Annotated in this window: 16 protein-coding genes; 10 read left to right on the top strand and 6 right to left on the bottom strand. The window is 69.2% G+C overall.

What is annotated here, in order from left to right:
• Positions 1-40 precede the first annotated feature (40 nt).
• Positions 41-919, top strand: a complete 879-nt coding sequence (locus ABT313_RS20590; RefSeq protein ID WP_350855928.1) for an SDR family NAD(P)-dependent oxidoreductase — start codon at positions 41-43, stop codon at positions 917-919.
• Positions 916-2541, top strand: coding sequence for an AMP-binding protein (locus tag ABT313_RS20585; RefSeq protein ID WP_350855925.1), 1626 nt, complete (start codon positions 916-918; stop codon positions 2539-2541). The genes ABT313_RS20590 and ABT313_RS20585 overlap by 4 nt, the downstream gene beginning before the upstream one ends.
• Here ABT313_RS20585 and ABT313_RS20580 read toward each other — a convergent pair.
• A complete protein-coding gene (locus tag ABT313_RS20580; RefSeq protein WP_350855922.1) occupies positions 2528-3310 on the bottom strand; it encodes an LLM class flavin-dependent oxidoreductase in 783 nt (260 codons plus the stop codon). The genes ABT313_RS20585 and ABT313_RS20580 overlap by 14 nt on opposite strands.
• A gap of 58 nt (positions 3311-3368) precedes the next feature.
• On the opposite strand from ABT313_RS20580, the gene ABT313_RS20575 reads away from it, so the two are divergent.
• Positions 3369-3773 carry a universal stress protein gene (locus ABT313_RS20575; protein ID WP_350855919.1) on the top strand — a complete coding sequence of 135 codons (405 nt, stop codon included), beginning with the start codon at positions 3369-3371 and terminating at the stop codon, positions 3771-3773.
• 335 nt (positions 3774-4108) lie between these two features.
• Positions 4109-8020 (top strand): ATP-dependent RNA helicase HrpA, encoded by a 3912-nt coding sequence (gene hrpA, locus ABT313_RS20570; protein WP_502884004.1) that lies wholly within the window; start codon positions 4109-4111, stop codon positions 8018-8020.
• Here the strand turns inward: hrpA and ABT313_RS20565 are convergent.
• Positions 8017-8958: a helix-turn-helix transcriptional regulator gene (locus ABT313_RS20565; RefSeq protein ID WP_350855914.1), complete on the bottom strand. Its 942-nt coding sequence runs from the start codon at positions 8956-8958 to the stop codon at positions 8017-8019. The genes hrpA and ABT313_RS20565 overlap by 4 nt on opposite strands.
• Positions 8959-9021: 63 nt before the next feature.
• Between ABT313_RS20565 and ABT313_RS20560 the strand changes: the two genes are divergently transcribed.
• A complete protein-coding gene (locus tag ABT313_RS20560; protein ID WP_350855911.1) occupies positions 9022-9867 on the top strand; it encodes a DinB family protein in 846 nt (281 codons plus the stop codon).
• On the opposite strand, the gene ABT313_RS20555 is transcribed toward ABT313_RS20560, so the two are convergent.
• Complete coding sequence (locus tag ABT313_RS20555) at positions 9864-10682, bottom strand: helix-turn-helix transcriptional regulator (protein ID WP_350855908.1); 819 nt, start codon at positions 10680-10682, stop codon at positions 9864-9866. The two genes, ABT313_RS20560 and ABT313_RS20555, sit on opposite strands and share 4 nt — an antisense overlap.
• A gap of 70 nt (positions 10683-10752) precedes the next feature.
• Here ABT313_RS20555 and ABT313_RS20550 point away from each other — a divergent pair, with 70 nt between their 5' ends.
• Positions 10753-11499 (top strand): phytanoyl-CoA dioxygenase family protein, encoded by a 747-nt coding sequence (locus tag ABT313_RS20550; protein WP_350855905.1) that lies wholly within the window; start codon positions 10753-10755, stop codon positions 11497-11499.
• Between the two features lie 55 nt (positions 11500-11554).
• Here ABT313_RS20550 and ABT313_RS20545 read toward each other — a convergent pair whose 3' ends face one another.
• Positions 11555-11971 (bottom strand): VOC family protein, encoded by a 417-nt coding sequence (locus tag ABT313_RS20545; RefSeq protein ID WP_350855901.1) that lies wholly within the window; start codon positions 11969-11971, stop codon positions 11555-11557.
• Positions 11972-12152: 181 nt separating this feature from the next.
• Positions 12153-12827, bottom strand: coding sequence for a CGNR zinc finger domain-containing protein (locus tag ABT313_RS20540; protein ID WP_350855898.1), 675 nt, complete (start codon positions 12825-12827; stop codon positions 12153-12155).
• Positions 12828-12876: 49 nt separating this feature from the next.
• Between ABT313_RS20540 and ABT313_RS20535 the strand changes: the two genes are divergently transcribed.
• From ABT313_RS20535 to ABT313_RS20525, 3 genes are read left to right on the top strand one after another with little or no spacing between them, the layout of a single operon-like run.
• A complete protein-coding gene (locus tag ABT313_RS20535) occupies positions 12877-14085 on the top strand; it encodes an MFS transporter (RefSeq protein ID WP_350855896.1) in 1209 nt (402 codons plus the stop codon).
• On the top strand, positions 14054-14794 hold the full coding sequence (locus ABT313_RS20530; protein ID WP_350855893.1) for a fructosamine kinase family protein: 741 nt from the start codon (positions 14054-14056) through the stop codon (positions 14792-14794). Before ABT313_RS20535 ends, ABT313_RS20530 begins: the two co-directional genes overlap by 32 nt.
• 42 nt (positions 14795-14836) lie before the next feature.
• Positions 14837-16291: a beta-N-acetylhexosaminidase gene (locus ABT313_RS20525; protein WP_350855890.1), complete on the top strand. Its 1455-nt coding sequence runs from the start codon at positions 14837-14839 to the stop codon at positions 16289-16291.
• Here ABT313_RS20525 and ABT313_RS20520 read toward each other — a convergent pair.
• Positions 16288-16560: a protealysin inhibitor emfourin gene (locus ABT313_RS20520; RefSeq protein ID WP_350855887.1), complete on the bottom strand. Its 273-nt coding sequence runs from the start codon at positions 16558-16560 to the stop codon at positions 16288-16290. The two genes, ABT313_RS20525 and ABT313_RS20520, sit on opposite strands and share 4 nt — an antisense overlap.
• 415 nt (positions 16561-16975) lie before the next feature.
• Here ABT313_RS20520 and ABT313_RS20515 point away from each other — a divergent pair, with 415 nt between their 5' ends.
• Positions 16976-17179, top strand: a complete 204-nt coding sequence (locus ABT313_RS20515) for a cold-shock protein (protein ID WP_134100749.1) — start codon at positions 16976-16978, stop codon at positions 17177-17179.
• Positions 17180-17309 lie beyond the last annotated feature (130 nt).

Raw genomic sequence — 17309 nt, 5'->3', positions numbered from 1 at the left:
GGACTCCCACCTGTGGCTACCAGCGGGTAATGTCGGCGGCATGGTGACTGGGAAGCGTCCGTTCGGGTGGCCGTTGCTTGTCGCGCTGACCAACGGGCGCACCGGGATCTCCGACGAACGGTTGACCGCGGCCGTGCGGGACAAGGTGATCCTGGTGACGGGTTCGTCGTACGGGATCGGTGAGGCGACTGCACGACGGCTGGCTGCTGCTGGAGCGACGGTGTTGCTCGTGGCGCGGACCGAGGAGCAGTTGCAGGTCGTGGCCGACGAGATCCGGGCCGGCGGCGGGTCGGCGTACGTGTATCCGGCGAACCTCGCGGATCCGGCGGCCGTCGAAGAGTTGGTGCGGACCGTGCTGGCCGAGCACGGGCGGGTCGACGTGCTGGTGAGCAATGCGGGTAAGTCGATCCGGCGGTCGGTCGCGGACACGTACCAGCGGTTCCACGACATCGAGCGGACCAACGCGATCAACTACCTCGGCCCGGCGAAGCTCGTGCTCGAGCTGCTCCCGTCGATGCGCGAGCGCCGGTCGGGTCACATCGTGAACGTGTCGACGGCGGGTGTGCGGACGCCGCCGATGGCGCGGTGGTCGGCGTACCTGGCGTCGAAGAGTGCCTTCGACGTGTGGCTGCGATGTGTGGCGCAGGAGGTTCGCGGGGACGGTGTGACGACATCGACCGTCTACATGGGGCTGGTGCATACGCGGATGAGTGAGCCGACGCCGTTGCTGAACAAGATGCCCGGGCTGACGCCGGAGCAGGCCGCCGATCAAGTGTGTACGGCGGTGGCGGAGCGGCCGCACAACATCACGCCGCCGTTCGTCCGGCCGGCCGATGCCGTGGGCAACTTGTTGCGGGTGCCGACGGACCGGCTGCTCGAGCAGTACTACCGGCGTACCGGAGGCGGGAAGAAGCGATGAGGACGATCCGTCCGATCGGGCCGATCCGGCCGCCGGAGTGGCTGGTCCAGAGCGCCGCCGAGGTGGGTGAGTTGTCGGTCGCGCTGATCCGGTCCGGGGTCTGGCGGTCGGCCGGGCCGACGCAGCTCGTACGGATCGAGCGCGCGCTGCGGGCCTGGGGGCAGTCGATGGCTGCGCTCGGGGTAATCGCGGCGATCCGGTATCCGGATCGTGCGGCGGTGATCTCGGGCGATCAGCAGCTCACGTACGCCGAGCTGGATCGCCGGTGTGAGCGCATCGCGGCCGGCCTGCACGCGCAGTACGGCATCGTTGCCGGCAGCAAGGTCGCGGTCCTGTGCCGGAACCACGCCGGCTTCCTGGAGGCAACGCTCGCCGCGTCCCGGATCGGCGCCGACGTTCTCTTTGTCAACACGGAGTTCGCTCCGCCCCAACTGCGCGCCGTCCTGGAACGGCACCGCCCGGACCTGCTCGTCCACGACGCGGAGTTCACGCCCCCGGAAGGCGTCCCGGCCGTCGTCACGAGCCCCGCCGGCGGCGCGGTGGCTCTCGACGACCTGGCGGATAGCCGCGCTGTGGGTGCGCCGACGCCGGACAGCCCTGGGCACATCACGATTCTTACGTCGGGGACGACGGGTGCGCCGAAGGCGGCGCCGCGGGTGCCTACTGCGGTGGGGCTCGCGGGGTTGACGGCCAGTGCGCTCAGCCGGTTCGGGGTGCGGTCGGGTGAGCCGGTGGTTATCGGGCCGCCGTTGTTCCACGGGCTCGGGTTGCTGACGTCGATGCTGGCGTTGTTCCTCGGGGCGCCGTTGGTGTTGCGGCCGCGGTTCGACGCCGCGACGATGCTCGAGGACGTGCAGACGACCCAGGCAGGCGCGGTGGTCGCGGTGCCGGTGATGTTGCGGCGGTTGCTCGAGCTGAGCCCGACGGCGATCGCGGAGTACGACCTGCGTTCGCTGCGGGCCGTGATCTCCGGTGCGTCGCAGCTCGGTGTGCCGCTGGCCGAGCGGTTCATCGAGCAGTTCGGGCCGGTGCTGTGCGATGCGTACGGGTCGAGCGAGGTCGGCATCGCCACGATCGCGAACTCCGCCGACCTGCTCGACGCGCCCGGCACGGTCGGTCGCCCGTGCCTCGGCAGCTCGATCCGGATCCTCGACGACCAGGACCACGAAGTACCGACCGGGACGACCGGGCGGATCTTCGCCGGTGGCGGGCTCGTGTTCGGCGGGTACTCCGACGGCTCGAGCAAGACTGTTGTCGACGGGCGGATGAGCACCGGCGATCTCGGCCACCTCGACGCCGCCGGCCGGCTGTTCGTCGACGGCCGCGAGGACGACATGATCGTCTCCGGCGGCGAGAACGTGTATCCGGTCGAGGTCGAGGAGTGCCTCGCGGCGCATCCCGCGGTCGCCGAGGCGGCCGTCACCGGCGTACCCGACGACGACTTCGGTCAACGCCTCGTCGCGTACGTCGTACTGCGTGAGCCGGCGACCGAGGACGAGCTGATCGAGCACGTGAAGGCGAACCTGGCCCGCTACAAGACCCCGCGCCAGGTCGTCATCCTCGACGAGTTCCCGCGCAACGCCACCGGCAAGGTCCTGCGTAGCAAACTCAGCCCGCCGTGAACAGGCTGTAGAACCGCGCCATCCGCTCGAGCGCGCGGCTCTCGTCCCCGAACGACACAGCGACCGTCTCGGCCCCGGCCTGGGCGAGCTCATGAGCCATCGCGACAACGGGCGCCGGATCGCGGTCGGACCAGTCGAGCCGAGTGCCGACCTTCACCTGCCGATCCCCAAAGGATCGCAGCCGCGCGACCGCCGCGCTGAACCCGGCGCCGTCCAGCCCGAGCCCCTGCCACTCGTCGCCGAACCGAGCCGCCCGCCGCAGGGCCGGCGTCGTCGTACCGCCGATCATGATCGGCAGCGGCGCCCGGAGCCTCGGCTCGAACACGCCGCCCCGGTCGCGCCCCTCGAACAGGTCGCGCAAGATCTCCAGCGACGAGTCCGTACGCCGACCGCGCTCCTCGAACGGGACGCCGACCGCCGCGAACTCCTCGCGAGCCCAACCGGCCCCAAGCCCGAGTACGACGCGCTCGCCAGACAACCGGTGCAGCGTCGCAGCCTGCTTGGCGACCACGAACGCGCTCCGCATCGGCAGCACCAGGACGGACGTCCCGAACCGGATCCGGGTCGTGCGGGCGGCGAGGTACCCGATGGTCACGAGTGGCTCGTACACGCCGCCGTACGTCGAGCCGAACTCGCCCGGCGGGAGCAGGTGATCCGGCAACCACGCCGTACCGTAGCCGAGCTCCTCGGCTACCGCGGCCAGCTCGACGAGGCGCTCGGGCGGCATCGCTGCCGACTCGTCCGGGAGGACCACCTGCAGCTCAACCATGCGCTTGACCTTAACCGCTTGTCCTGCGGCGGCTGCGATTGATGGGAGAGTGGGTGCCGTGAAGATTCTCGTCGGATACGTACCAACGCCCGAAGGTGAGGCGGCGCTGGCCGCTGCGGCGACCGAGGCCGAACTGCGCGGCGCCTCGGTCCTGCTGCTGAACACCAGCCGCGGCGGCTCCTACATCGACGCCCGCTACGCCAACGCCGACGAGATGGCTGCCGCCGAGGCCCGGCTGCGTGAGCAGGGCGTCGACGTGGCGATCCAGCAGGCCGTCACCGAAGGCGACGTCGCCGGCGCTCTCCTGAAGGCCGCCGCCGCGGAGGACGTCGGGCTCATCGTCCTCGGTCTGCGCCGCCGCTCCCCCGTCGGCAAACTCATCCTTGGCAGCACCGCCCAACGCGTCCTCCTCGAGTCCCCCGTCCCCGTCCTCGCCGTCAAGGTCCCGTCACCGCACGACTGATAGCGGATCCCCAGGCCCTCACAATTCGCGCCTGCGGCGCGGCGCAGACGGGCGGCTGGGGATGCCGGCCGGTTGTGATGGCCTGGGGATCCGGTAATCCGGATGAGTGGCTGGGAGCGGACGCCTAAACTGGACTGGTTATGCCTGATGCCCGGACCGAGTCCCCGAGTCCATCCCCCATTCCCTCCCAGGAACCAACCGCCGCCAGGCGGCCCCGTCGCCGGCGCAAGCCGAGGCCGACGGGCAACGCTGGTACCCCGCCCAAGGCGGGCGAAGCCGCATCCCCGGACGGCGGCCCGCGTCGCATGTCCTCCGGCTCGCCGGTTGAAGACCAGGTGAGTCTGGCGGATGCGGTTGCGCGGCTGGACGGGCTGACGGCGTACGACCGGGAGCAGCTCGGGAAGCGGCTGGAGCGGGTTCGGACCACCAAGGAAGCCCGGAAGCGTGAGCAGGCGCTGCAGGGCGTGCTTGGTGCGATCGAGCAGGCTGAGCGCCGGGTCGAGGTGCGGCGGAATGCCGTACCGCAGATCACCTATCCCGAAGAGCTGCCGGTCAGTCAGCTGAAGGACGAGATCGTGTCGGCGATCCGCGACAACCAGGTCGTGGTCGTCGCGGGCGAGACCGGTTCGGGTAAGACCACCCAGATCCCGAAGATCTGTCTCGAACTCGGGCGCGGCATCCACGGCATGATCGGCCACACCCAGCCCCGCCGGCTCGCCGCGCGCACGGTCGCCGAGCGGATCGCCGAAGAGCTCGGCACCGAGCTCGGCGAGACGATCGGTTTCGCCGTCCGGTTCACCGACAAGGTCAGCGAGCGGTCGCTGGTCAAGCTGATGACCGACGGCATCCTGCTGAACGAGCTCCAGCGCGACCGCGACCTGACCCGGTACGACACGCTGATCATCGACGAGGCGCACGAGCGCAGCCTGAACATCGACTTCATCCTCGGCTACCTCAAGCGACTCCTCCCCCGCCGCCCCGACCTCAAGGTCATCATCACCTCGGCGACCATCGACCCGGAACGGTTCGCCGCGCACTTCGCGGACGCCGAGGGCAACCCGGCGCCGATCGTCGAGGTGTCCGGCCGGACGTACCCGGTCGAGGTGCGGTACCGCCCGGTCAACGACCCCGACGACCCGGCGACGATCGACCGCGATCAGACGCAGGCGATCCTGGACGCCGTCGACGAGCTCGAGTACGAGGCCGACGGCGACATCCTGGTGTTCCTCAGCGGCGAGCGGGAGATCCGCGACACCGCCGACGCGCTGAACGACAAGTTCCGCGGCGAACGACGGACCACGGAGATCCTGCCGCTGTACGCCCGGCTCTCGAACGCCGAGCAGCACCGCGTGTTCCAGTCGCACGCCAACCGCCGGATCGTGCTCGCGACCAACGTCGCCGAGACCTCGCTGACGGTCCCCGGCATCAAGTACGTGATCGACCCCGGTACGGCGCGTATCTCGCGGTACAGCCATCGCACCAAGGTCCAGCACCTCCCGATCGAGCCGGTCTCGCAGGCGAGCGCCAACCAGCGCAAGGGCCGCAGCGGCCGGACCAGCGACGGCATCTGCATCCGGCTGTACTCCGAGGAGGACTTCGAGAACCGGCCGGAGTTCACCGACCCGGAGATCCTGCGCACCAACCTCGCGTCGGTCATCCTGCAGATGACGGCGATCGGGCTCGGCGACATCGCGGCGTTCCCGTTCATCGACGAGCCGGACAAGCGCAGCATCACCGACGGCCTGCAGCTCCTGACCGAGCTCGGCGCGATCGACACCCCGAAGGGCGGGCGGCTCACCCCGATCGGCCGTCAGCTCGCACAGATCCCGCTGGACCCGCGGCTGGCCCGGATGATCGTCGAGGCCGACAAGCACGCGTGTGTACGTGAGGTCATGGTGATCGCGTCCGCGCTGTCGATCCAGGACCCGCGCGAGCGGCCGACTGATGCCGAGGCACAGGCCGCCCAGCAGCACGCCCGGTTCCGCGACCCGAACAGCGACTTCCTCGGGTACCTGAACCTGTGGAGCTACCTGAAGAAGCAGCAGAAAGAGCTGTCCGGCAACCAGTTCCGCCGGATGTGCCGCAGCGAATACCTGAACTACCTGCGCGTCCGTGAGTGGCAGGACATCTACGCACAGCTCCGTCAGGTGGCGTCGCAGATCGGCGTCAAGCTCAACAGCGGTGAGCCGGCCGACCCGCAGAGCGTGCACATCTCGCTGATGTCCGGCCTGCTGTCGCACCTCGGCCTGAAGGACCCGGCCAACCAGCACCAGTACATCGGTGCCCGCGGCACCAAGTTCGCGATCTTCCCCGGCTCCGGCCTGTTCAAGAAGCCGCCGCAGTTCGTGATGGCCGCCGAACTCGTCGAGACCTCGCGGTTGTGGGCGCGGGTGAACGCGAAGATCGAGCCCGAGTGGGCCGAGGACCTCGCTCCGCACCTGATCAAACGGTCGTACTCCGAACCGCACTGGGAACGCAAGGCCGGCGCCGTGATGGCCTACGAGAAGGTCACGCTGTACGGCGTACCGATCGTCGCCCGGCGGAAGGTGAACTACGGCAAGGTCGACCCCGAGGTGTCCCGCGAGCTGTTCATCCGGCACGCGCTGGTCGAGGGCGACTGGGACACGCACCACAAGTTCTTCCACGAGAACCGCAAGCTGATCGAAGAGGTCGAGGAGCTCGAGGAGCGCACCCGGCGCCGCGACCTGCTGGTCGACGACGAGACGCTCTTCCAGTTCTACGACGAGCGCATCGGCGCCGAGGTGGTCACCGGGCGGCACTTCGACACCTGGTGGAAGACCGCGCGGCAACGCGATCACGACCTCCTGGACTTCGAGCGGTCGCTCGTGGTTCGCGAGGGCGCCGAGGTGCGGGAGGAGGAGTTCCCGCTGCACTGGATGCAGAACGGGATGACCTTCGACCTGACGTACGCGTTCGAGCCGGGGACGGATGCCGACGGCGTGACCGTCCACATCCCGCTGCTCGTGCTGAACCAGGTCACCGCGGACGGGTTCGAGTGGAGCGTGCCGGGCTTCCGCGAGGAGCTGGTGACCACGCTGATCAAGTCCTTGCCGAAGACCATCCGGCGCAACATCGTGCCGGCCCCGGACCACGCCCGCCAGATCCTTCCTGAGCTGGACCCGGCGTCCGGGCCGCTCACCGACGCGATGGCTCGCGCGCTGCGGGAGCTGCGCGGTGTCGTGATCGAGCCGGGTGACTGGGACTGGAGCCGGGTTCCCGAGCATCTGCGGATGACGTTCCGGGTCGAGGACGACAAACGCAAGACCGTTGCTGAGAGCAAGGATCTCGCGAAGCTGAAGGAGAAGCTGAAGCCGAAGACGACGGCCGCGATCTCGCAGGTCGCGTCGAAGGCGGTCAGCGGGCTGGAGAAGTCCGGGCTGACCGACTGGACGTTCGGCGACCTGCCGCGCAGCTTCTCCGAACGGCGCAACGGCCTCACGGTGGCCGGCTATCCGGCGCTGGTCGACGAGGGCAAGACCGTGGCAATCCGGCTGCAGGAGACCGAGCGTGATCAGGCGGCGGCGATGTGGACGGGCACGCGCCGGCTCCTGCTGCTGACGATGCCGTCGGTCATCGACGTCGTACAGCGGCAGCTGAGCAATCAGCAGAAGATGACGCTGATGGCCGGTCCGCATCGCAACGTCGGCGACCTGCTCGACGACGCGATCGGCGCGGCGGTCGATCAGTTGATGGCGGCCGCGGGTGGTCCGGCGTGGAATCTGACCGCGTTCGCGATCCTGCGTGACGCCGTACGGTCGGATCTCGCGGACACGGTGCTGACGATCCTGCAGCAGGTGGAGCAGGTGCTCGGGCATGCCCGGACCGTGGACAAGCAGATCTCGCGCGCGTCGAGTCCCGCCCTGATCGTGGCGTTGTCCGATGTCCGCGGTCAGCTCGAACGGCTCGTCCACCCGGGCTTCATCACCGAGACCGGCGCCAGGCGGCTCCCGGACCTGGTCCGGTATCTGCGCGGTATGGAGCAGCGGCTGGACAAGCTCGGCGAGAACGCGGCGCGCGACCGGTCCGGGATGGCCATCGTGCAGACGCTCACCGACGAGTACGAGAAGCGTCTGCGCGCCGTACCGACCGGCAAGTACCCGAGCCCCGAACTGCTCGAAGTCCGGTGGATGCTCGAGGAGCTGCGGATCAGCCTGTTCGCGCAGACGTTGGGTACGCCGTACCCGATCTCGGAGAAGCGGGTCCGCAAGGCGCTCGCGGACAGCTAAGAGTCGAGTAGGCGGCGGGCGTGGTCGTGGACTGCGGCGCGGAGTTCGGGTGGTTCGAGGATCTCGAACGGCCAGTACAGGCGGATGACTCCGGAGACGAGCGGTCCCAGGTCGTTCGCGGCGAAGCGGACCTCGCAGGTGTTCGCGTCGATGGGATCGATCACGCCCTGGCTCGGCGGGATCAGCCGGGCGACGGTCGCGGCATCGGCATGGACGCGGACCCGGGCGACGATGTCCCACGGCGCCACTCCGGTGCCCTCGGCAACTAGCGCGACCGGGTCGGGCGGGTCCTCGAACCGGTAGCGTGAGCCGGTCAGCACGGGCTCGCTGATGCGGTCGACGCGGAAATTGCGCCATGCCTGCCGATCGCGGTCGCGGGCGACGAGGTACCAGCGGCGGCCGGTGTGGACGATCTGCAGCGGCTCGACGCTGCGCTCGGACTCGCTGCCGCCGTGCGTGCGATACCGGAACCGGATCCCTTCGACATGCCGGCATCCGGCGGCCAGGGTGACCAGCACCTCGCCGTCGACCTGGGGCAACTCCCCCTGCGGCAGCTGGGTGGTGTGCACGCTGATGGCCGCGACCTGCTCCTGCAGCCGCGCCGGCAGGACCTGATGCAGTTTGGCCAGGGCCGAGACCGCGGCCTCCTCGACGCCCGACACGGTCGTGGTGGTCGCGACGCGCAGGCCGACCGCGATCGCGACGGCCTCCTCGTCCTCGAGCAGCAGCGGCGGGAGCCGTCCGCCCGGGCCGAGGCGGTAGCCGCCGCCGATACCTGCCTCGGCGTCGACGGGATATCCGAGTGACCGCAGTCGCGTCACGTCCCGCCGTACGGTCCGGGGCGTGACGTCGAGCCGGGTCGCCAGCTCCGCACCGTCCCACTGCGGGCGCGACTGGAGCAGCGACAGCAGGCGGAGCAAGCGGGCTGCGGTATCCATCGTTTTCTATTCTGCCTCGACCTGCGGACCGATCCTGTCCGCAGGTCGTCCTACGGTGGCTCCATGACGACGCTTTCGCAGAATCTCCTGGACCTGTCCGACTTCGCCTGGCAGCGCCTGCGGGACCGGGTGCAGGGCCTCACCGACGACGAGTACTTCTGGGAACCGTTCGACGACTGCTGGTCGATCCGGAAGACCGAGGCGAGCCTGGTCCTCGAGCGAACCCAGATCCCACCAGAGCCGGCGCCGTTCACCACGCTGGCGTGGCGGATCACGCACATCGTCGACATCCTGCAGGAGGACCGCACCGCGACCTGGTTCGGCGGCCAGGTCGACCCGGAAGACGGCCAGCCGCCGGTGCCGGGGTCCGCGGCGGACGCCCTGACAGCGCTGGATCATGCGTACGACGTGTGGCGCCGACGCCTCGCGGCGCTCAGCCAAGAGGTCCTCGACCGGCCGATGGGCGAGCCTGCGGGGGTGTACGCCGAGCACGACGGCACGTCGTTCGCCCTGCACATCCTGGACGAACTGATCCACCACGGCGCGGAGGTCGGCACGGTCCGCGACTTCTACCGCGGCGAGCACCCCGAGGACCCGTTCGCGGCCGCACTCGCGGGTGAGCTCAAGCCGGCCGAGCGGCCGACGCTGCTGGCGGAGGCAGCTGCTGCCCAGCGGTGGGAGGTCGTCCCGAGACTCGCCGACCTGGGCTTCGGCGTCGACGAGCGCACCACGGACGGCTTCACCGCCGCCCACCTTGCGGCCGGAACCGGCTCCCTGGACACGCTCAAGTTCCTGGTCGAGCGCGGCGCCGATCTGTCGGCGACCGATCCGCGCTTCGACGCCGACGTGCTCGGGTGGGCCAAGTGGTTCAAGCAGTCGGACGCCATCGCGTACCTCGAATCGCTCTAGGGCACGAACGCGCGCTGCGATCGGCGGCGGAAGTCCCGGGGCGGGAGCTCGTGCGCCGCGGTGAAGGTGCGGGTGAAGTACGACTGGCTGGTGAACCCGCACCGGGCGGCGATGGCGGCGATCGGGGTGTTCGTTGCCGCTAGCAAGGATGCGGCGTGTTCAAGGCGGAGATCGGTGACGAAGGCCGTCGGCGTGACGCCGTACGCGGTCCGCATCGAGCGGGACAGGTGGGCAGGGCTGACGCCGGCGAGTTCGAGCAGCCGGGGTACGCCGCCGTGCAGGTTCTGCTCGGCGCGCATCGCAGTACACGCCCTGGCCAGCCAGTCGGGTACGCCGGGAGCAGCGGCGCCGGCTGGTGTGAGCAGTTCCAGCAGCTCGATCCAGAAGCGCAGCAGGTCGTACGAACTCGGGTTGTCCTGGAAGCGGGCCAACGCCTGCTCGAAGACGGGGATCGCGAGCGGTTGGTGGAAGGTGACCGGGCCGCGGGACGACCAGCTCGCGGTGCGGGTCAGGTCGAGGAAGCCTTGCCAGATCGAGCTCGGGAAGGCGACGTTGACGAACTCGAGCCCGTCCGGCACCGAGCCGCGGACGGCGTGCCGGTCGCTCGGCCGGACCAGGACCACATCGCCCGGGCGGAGCTGTTCGACGCCGGTCGTCAGCAGGTGCTCGCCGCTGCCGGACACGACGCCCATGAACTCGTGGAAGTCCGCGTGGGTGTGCAACTCGGTGTCGCGGGAGCGGGCCGGGATCCGCACCCGCGCCGCGTGGTACGGCCGCCCGAACGCGTGCGCCTCGAAACGCAGTACCTGGCTCACGTCAACACAGTACAAATTCCCGTCAGCCCATTGCTAGTACGCCGGAACCCCTGAACCGCACGCTGGAAGCATGTTCGAAACAGACGGCTACGTCATCTTCCGCGACGTCATCGACCAAGAGCTGATCAAGGAAGTGAACGATCATGTCGAATGGCTGCAGGCCCGGCATCCCGACGTACGGCCCGAGCAACTCGGGCATGTGTACCTGCGCGACGACCCGTTCTGGGTGCGGCTGGTGAGCGACGACCGGCTCGTCGACATCGCCCAGCGGTTCGTCGGGCCGGACATCGCACTGTTCGCCTCCCACTACATCTCCAAGCCGCCGTACTCCGGACAGCCGGTGCTGTGGCATCAGGACGCCGCGTTCTGGCCGCTGGACCCGATGGAGGTGGTGACGCTGTGGCTCGCCGTGGACCACTCGACACCGGAGAACGGGTGCGTACGCGTCGTCCCGGGCAGCCACCTGTCCGGGGTGGCTGGGATGCGCGACAACACCGAGGTCGAGAGCGTGCTCGGCAAGGAGATCGCGGTCGAGGTCGACGAGAACCAGGCGGTCGACATGGTGCTCGCGCCCGGCGACGTCGAGGTCCATCACCCGAACATCGTCCACGGCAGCAACGCGAACACCTCGCCGAACCGGCGCTGCGGGCTCACGATCCGCTACATCCCGACGTCGACGCGGATCACCGACCCGGAGACGCCGTACCCGAGTGCGTTCCACCTGCGCGGTGCGCCGGGGGTGAACAGCTACCAGCCGCGGCCGGCGTACGTCGAGGGGCGGCACTTCCCGTTCACGGGCAGCAGCGCCTGGGCCTGAGAATGTGGTCTGAACATGCGAAGGCCCGCCCTGGGTGGGGCGGGCCGTCGACGGGTTACTCGAGGCAGATCCGGAACGGGTGGCCCGCCGGGTCGGCGTAGATCCGCCAGCCGCGGGCATTCTCCGCGGGCGGCGGGTCCAGGGGGTCGAGCGGTTCGGCGCCGAGGGCGACCACGGTCGCGTGACCGCTCGAGAGGTCCTCGACGATCAGGTCGAGATGGAGATCCTGCGCGTCGGTGCCGGGCCAGGTGGCCGGCACGTACTGCTCCGAGCGCCGGAAGGCCAGCGTCGAGAACTCGAGCAGCGACCCGGCGCCGGTCAGGCTCCGCCAGTCGTCGTCACCGTTCTCGTCGATGTCCAGCCCCAGCAGCGCTGAGTAGAACTGGGCGAGCTCGAGTGGGTCCGGGCAATCCAGCACCACCGAGCCGAGCCGCCCGGCAGTACTGCCCGGCTGCTCTGCCACCTGCGTCATCTGTCCTCCACTTTCTGTTGCGTCAGCCTGCGTCCTCGTCCGGGGCAGACCCGGCCAGGTCCCTCTGGTCGGAAGGCCCGGCCGCCTACGATGACAGGTCGGGGGGACAATTCGCACCTTTCGACACGCGTTCTCGACCAGTGAGCCGATCGCTGACAGTGAAGCTTCGCTCTCGCTACCGCTATGACTGCGGTACGGCGGTAGCACGCCGGCGTTCCCCGAGCTTGCGGATCTTGGCCCGCGTCCCGCAGTCCTCCATCGCGCACCAGCGCCGGGAACCGTTCCGGCTCCGGTCCAGGAACAGCCAGCCGCAGCCGCCGTCGTCGACCGGACAGGCCCGCAGCTGCCGCAGCTCGACCGTCCGGATCAGCTCGACCGCCGCCACCACCAGCCGGTCCGGAATCAGCTGCGCCGGCGACGTACCGACGATCAGCTCGGCGATGCCGCGCTCGCGCTGCTCGTCCGGGATCAGCATCGACCGCGCAGCTGCCGCGGACCAGCGCAACATCAAGCGCTCGAAGGCAGAACCCTGACTGCGTTTGACTCCGTCGGTCGCCACGACCGCTCCGGCCGCTCGCGGCGCGAGCACGTCGTACGCCGCCTCGCGGATCTCGAGTGTCGCACCGAGCGCCTTCGCGGCCAGCTCCGGCGCCGACCGCCAGGTGCCTTCGACGGCGCTGTAATCGCGCAGATCGATCAGCTCGATCCGGCGGCTCCAGTCGAGCAGCTCGGCCGGCGAGGACAGGTAGTCGTGCTCCACCGCGCCGCCGCGCAGCCGCGGCGTGACCGTGTTCACCAGATTGACGGCCACGTGACCGCCCACGATCCGGAATTCCGCGTGAGAATTGTCGGTCATGGGTGAGATGCTACCAGCATCACACCTTTTACCGGGATCAGGTGACCTCATGACCCTCTCGTCCCGCCGAGCCACCGCCGCGCTGGTGTTCCTCGGCGTCTCGACGTTCTCCTTCGTCACCATCGAGGTGCTGCCGATCGGGCTGCTCACCGTGATGGCCGGCGACCTCGACCGGTCGCGCTCCCAGATCGGTCTCCTCGTCACCGGGTACGCCGTCGTCGTCGTGCTCGCCTCCATCCCATTGGCCCAGCTGACCCACCGCCTCCCCCGCCGGGTGGTCCTCGGCGGCACGCTCGCCGTCCTCACCGTGGCGACCGCGCTCTCGGCCGCCGCCCCGACGTACGAGGTGCTGTTCGCCGGGCGGCTGGTCATCGCGATCTCCCAGGCGCTGTTCTGGTCGATCGCGCCGCCGATCGCGACCAGCCTGTTCCCGCCGGAGCACCGCGGCCGGGTGGTCGCGCGACTCGCGATCGGCACCGCGCTGGCGCCGATCCTCGGGATCCCGTTCGGCACCTGGCTGGGCGAGCAGACCGGATGGCGGGTCCCGTTCGTGGTGATGGCCGTGCTTGGCGCGACAGCCTTCACCGGGATCGTGACCCTGCTGCCGCGCACCGAGGTCCAGGACAGCCCGTCCCGTCGCGGCAGCGCCCCGGACCTGCGCGGGTACGTCGTGCTGCTGGTCGCGTCCGCCATCGGGGTCACCGGGTTCCTGACGTTCAACACCTACGTCACGCCGTTCCTGCTCGACATCACCGGGTTCTCCTCCGCCGCGCTCGGCCCGATGCTGCTGGCCAGCGGCGTCGGCGGGTTCGCCGGCACGCTGATCGTCGGCAGGCTCCTCGACCGGTTCCCGTGGGCTTCGGTCGTCGTCCCGTTCGGGCTCATCACCGTCGGGCTCTTCGGGCTGTTCGGCCTCGGCGAGGTGAAGGTCGCCACGATTGTTCTCGTCGCGCTGATCGGGCTGTCCTTCAGCGGGCTCGCCGTCGCGGTGCAGAGCCGGACGCTGCAGATCGCTCCCGGAAGCACCGACATCGCCTCGGCCGGGGCCAGTTCGGCGTTCAACGTCGGCATCGCGGCCGGTGCGTTCGTCGGCGGCGCGCTCATCGATCACACGACGGTCCGCAGCGTCGCCCTGGCCGGCGGCCTGCTGACCGCGATCGCGGCGCTGGTGATGCTCAGCGAGCCCTTGCTGGCCCGTCGGCCAGCCCTGCTGGAAGAGTGCGATCATGACCGCCAGGTTTGTGAAGAGGTCGCCTGACGCGCCGCCGGGGTTCTTCGCGGTCGAAGCGGCCGGCCTGCGGTGGCTCGCCGTACCGGGCGGGGTGCCGGTCGCTGAGCCGCTCGACTTCTCCCCCACCCACCTGACGACCACGATGCTCGACGCCGTACCGCCGACCGACGACTTGGCCGAGGACTTCGGTCGGCGGCTGGCCGTCACCCACGACACCGGCGCCCGCTACTACGGCGTACCGCCGGAGGGCTGGGACGGTGACGGCTACATCGGCACTGCCCCGCTACCGTTCGCTCACCAGCCTGTGCAGTCGTGGGGCGAGTTCTACGCCAACCTGCGTCTCCGGCCGTACTTGCGGGCAGCGGGTCTCGAGCTGGGCGTCTTCGAGCGACTGTGCAGTCGGCTCGAGGCAGGTGTGTACGACGACGGGTCCGACGTACCGAGCCGGATCCACGGCGACCTTTGGTCGGGCAACGTGCTCTGGACGGCTGACGGCGTACACCTGATCGACCCCGCCGCGCACGGCGGTCACCGCGAGACGGACCTCGCAATGCTCGGCCTGTTCGGACTGCCGAAGCTCGAACGGGTGCTGCGCGCCTACGACGAGGTGCACCCGCTGGCGGACGGCTGGCGGGAGCGGATCGGGCTGCATCAACTGCACCCGTTGCTGGTGCACGTGGTGCTGTTCGGCGGGAGTTATCTGGCCCAGGCAACAGCTCTCGCCAAGAAGTTTTGAAGGGACTTGACGAATTATGAGGGGGCGCGAACACTTTCGGGCATGATCCCGCAGCCCACGGCGCAGCAGGCGCTGGCCGATGAGACGTTCCTGCTGGAGGCCGACGCCACGATCGGCCTCGACGACCCCTCTGCCCAGCTGATCGCTGACCGGTTCGCAGCTCAGCTCCGTCGCTCCACCGGCTACGCCCTGCCGGTCCAGGACGGGACCGGCACGATCACCCTCTCCACGAACGGCCCGGACTCCCTGGGCGCCGAAGGCTACGAGCTCCGCGCGGACGCATCCGGAGTCACCATCACCGCGGCAACCGCAGAGGGCCTGTTCCGCGGCGTCACCACGCTCCGCCAGCTCCTGCCCGCCAAGGCCGAGGCCGACACCGCACAGGACGGCCCGTGGGAGATCGCGGGTACGACGATCTCCGACTCCCCGCGGTACGGCTACCGCGGCATGATGCTCGACGTCTCCCGGCACTTCTTCACCGTCGACCAGGTCAAGCGCGTCGTCGACCTGATCTCGCTCTACAAGGTCAACCACCTGCACCTGCACCTGTCCGACGACCAGGGCTGGCGGATCCAGGTGGACTCGTGGCCCAACCTCACCGCCCACGGCGGAAGCCTGCAGGTCGGCGGCGGCGAGGGCGGCTCGTACAGCAAGGCGGAGTACGCCGAGCTCGTGCAGTACGCCACCGACCGGTACGTCACCGTCGTCCCCGAGATCGACACACCTGGCCACACGAACGCCGCGCTCTCGTCGTACGCAGAGCTGAACAAGGGCGACCAGGCGCCGGAGCTCTACACCGAGACCGAGGTGGGTTTCAGCTCGTTCGCCATCGACAAGGAGGTCACGTACGCGTTCCTCGACGACGTGTTCCGCGAGGTGGCCGAGCAGACGCCGGGCGAGCTCCTGCACCTCGGCGGCGACGAGGCACACTCGACCGAGCACAGCGACTACCTGACGTTCGTGGCGAAGGCGACCGAGCTGGTCGTGAAGAACGGCAAGCGAGTCATGGGGTGGCACGAGATCGCCGACGGACCCCTGCCGGCCGGCGCCGTCGTGCAGTACTGGGGCACCGAGGACCCGAAGGCTCAGGTGCTCGCGCAAAAGGCCGTGGAGCAGGGGGCGACGCTGGTGCTCTCCCCCGCCAACCGCGCGTACCTGGACATGAAGTACGACGCCGAGACGCCACTCGGCCTCGACTGGGCCGGACTGGTCAGCGTGGAGAAGTCCTACAGCTGGAACCCGGCCACGCTGGTTCCCGGCGTACCGGAGAGCGCCATCGACGGTGTCGAGGCGCCGCTGTGGACCGAGACCGTCGACGACGTGAGCAAGATCGAGTACCTGGTGTTCCCGCGGCTGCCGGGTATCGCCGAGCTCGGCTGGTCGCAGGAGTCCGCGCTCGACTGGACGGCGTACCGCGAGCGGCTGGCGGAGCAGGGTCCGCGCTGGGAGGTGCTCGGGGTGAACTTCTACCGGGCGCCGGAGATCGACTGGCGCTAGCTGAGGATCCGGTCGAGCAGCCAGGCCGTGGTGGCATCCACGTCCTGCTCTGCAACGGTGTGGTGCGTGGCGTCTGTGTCTTGGGCGTCGCGCACCACGAGCCGATAGACGTACCGGTCCGGCTGCGGCCGGCCGGACCCGAGGTCCTTCGCGCCCAGCGCCCGAACCGCGTCCTCGAGCTTGGCTGCGTCGGGCTGGTCGCTCGTGTCGAGTTCGCCGTGCTTGGTCAGCCCGGCGAAACCCCCACTGCGGGTCACTGTCACGATCACACTGCCCTCCAGCTCTCCGTCAACTGTTCACGCCCGCGCGACACGCCGGGACGAATGATCAGAAAAATGCGTCCGCTACCCGGCGTACCGGTCAATTGTCCTTCGTTGCCATCGTCGCGCACCCATCGTCCGCCGCGAACCAGCAGGTCGGCGCAGGATTTCGGGTTCCGGAGCGGGCTCCGGAAGCCCGCAGCAGGGCGACCACGAAGCGTAACGGCCCCTGACAATCAGCGACACGTGTTTGTGGTCACCCCTACCATCACGCCGCAGAACGGCTACAGTTATGGCGTTGCAGTTTTGGACTCCCTGACTTTGCTGTGCTGCATGGCCGGTCTGTCGTCTGGGGCCTTTCGGCGACGCGTGATCCATGAGGTGTGGTTCACGGATTGTTATAAGCCATCGAGGAGATAGACAAATGGCTGTCGGTACTGTCAAGTGGTTCAACGCTGACAAGGGCTTCGGCTTCATCACCCCGGATGACGGTGGCGCGGACGTGTTCGCGCACTACTCGGCCATCCAGATGTCGGGCTTCCGCTCGCTGGACGAGAACCAGCGGGTCGAGTTCGAGATCACCCAGGGCCAGAAGGGGCTGCAGGCGGAGAACATCCGCGCGATCTGAGTATTCGGATCACCCTTTCTTGAACCAGTAGAGGGGCCGCCCCCCAATAGGGGTGGGGGCCCCCCCCCCGTGCCCCCGGACAAACACAGCCCGGGGATGTTTTAGGTGGCGTTCTTTGGGAGGAGGTTCA

It is taken from the genome of Kribbella sp. NPDC000426 (assembly GCF_040300265.1).
Classification (GTDB): Bacteria; Actinomycetota; Actinomycetes; order Propionibacteriales; family Kribbellaceae; genus Kribbella.
This window is presented reverse-complemented; position numbering and strand designations above follow the sequence as displayed.

What these genes read in the sequence shown, in the direction of transcription:
- ABT313_RS20590 (WP_350855928.1), top strand. Translation starts at nt 41, where the DNA reads ATGGTGACTGGGAAGCGTCCGTTCGGGTGGCCGTTGCTTGTCGCGCTG.
- ABT313_RS20585 (WP_350855925.1), top strand. Translation starts at nt 916, where the DNA reads ATGAGGACGATCCGTCCGATCGGGCCGATCCGGCCGCCGGAGTGGCTG.
- ABT313_RS20580 (WP_350855922.1), bottom strand. Translation starts at nt 3,310, where the DNA reads ATGGTTGAGCTGCAGGTGGTCCTCCCGGACGAGTCGGCAGCGATGCCG.
- ABT313_RS20565 (WP_350855914.1), bottom strand. Translation starts at nt 8,958, where the DNA reads ATGGATACCGCAGCCCGCTTGCTCCGCCTGCTGTCGCTGCTCCAGTCG.
- ABT313_RS20560 (WP_350855911.1), top strand. Translation starts at nt 9,022, where the DNA reads ATGACGACGCTTTCGCAGAATCTCCTGGACCTGTCCGACTTCGCCTGG.
- ABT313_RS20550 (WP_350855905.1), top strand. Translation starts at nt 10,753, where the DNA reads ATGTTCGAAACAGACGGCTACGTCATCTTCCGCGACGTCATCGACCAA.
- ABT313_RS20545 (WP_350855901.1), bottom strand. Translation starts at nt 11,971, where the DNA reads ATGACGCAGGTGGCAGAGCAGCCGGGCAGTACTGCCGGGCGGCTCGGC.
- ABT313_RS20540 (WP_350855898.1), bottom strand. Translation starts at nt 12,827, where the DNA reads ATGACCGACAATTCTCACGCGGAATTCCGGATCGTGGGCGGTCACGTG.
- ABT313_RS20535 (WP_350855896.1), top strand. Translation starts at nt 12,877, where the DNA reads ATGACCCTCTCGTCCCGCCGAGCCACCGCCGCGCTGGTGTTCCTCGGC.
- ABT313_RS20530 (WP_350855893.1), top strand. Translation starts at nt 14,054, where the DNA reads ATGACCGCCAGGTTTGTGAAGAGGTCGCCTGACGCGCCGCCGGGGTTC.
- ABT313_RS20525 (WP_350855890.1), top strand. Translation starts at nt 14,837, where the DNA reads ATGATCCCGCAGCCCACGGCGCAGCAGGCGCTGGCCGATGAGACGTTC.
- ABT313_RS20515 (WP_134100749.1), top strand. Translation starts at nt 16,976, where the DNA reads ATGGCTGTCGGTACTGTCAAGTGGTTCAACGCTGACAAGGGCTTCGGC.